Origin of the sequence: Bradyrhizobium sp. NBAIM08 (assembly GCF_020193935.1) — a bacterium.
GTDB lineage: Bacteria > Pseudomonadota > Alphaproteobacteria > Rhizobiales > Xanthobacteraceae > Bradyrhizobium > Bradyrhizobium yuanmingense.
Map to the genome: position 1 here is coordinate 1 of NZ_JADYVR010000458.1, position 437 is coordinate 437.

Sequence of the window (437 nt, forward strand, 5' to 3'; positions counted from 1 at the left end):
ATGTCTACGCGGCGCAGAGCGCCGTCCAGACCAGGCTCACCACCCGGCTCGAGGCCTACAAGGCCGAGTGCGACCGGATGCAGGGCTAGAAGGGCTCAGGGCTCAAGGCTCAACGCCCCGGCTCAGGGCGCTCGGACGGCGTTGGGGGAAGGCCGCCGCCCTGACCCCGAGAGCACGAGCCGGAAGCTGGAAGCTCGAAGCTGACAGACGCGAGGGTTTCACAGCCTCTCAGAGACTCACTTCACTTCGGCAGCGGCACGAACGCCAGCGCGTTGTTGGCATTCATCGGGATGACCAGCTGCCGCGCCACCGGGTCGTAGCACATCGACGCCGCGCTCGGGACGTTCTGGGCGATCAGCTCGGCCGGCTGGCCGGGCCTGATGCGCGACACGCCGCCGTTCATGACGCTGCTCACGTACTTGGTGCCGTCCTCCATG

At 67.7% G+C, this 437-nt stretch carries 1 pseudogene; it reads right to left on the reverse strand.

The features are described 5' to 3' along the window. Positions 1 to 241 precede the first annotated feature (241 nt). Positions 242 to 437, reverse strand: a pseudogene (locus tag I6F37_RS40420) (gluconolaconase); the annotation flags it as partial.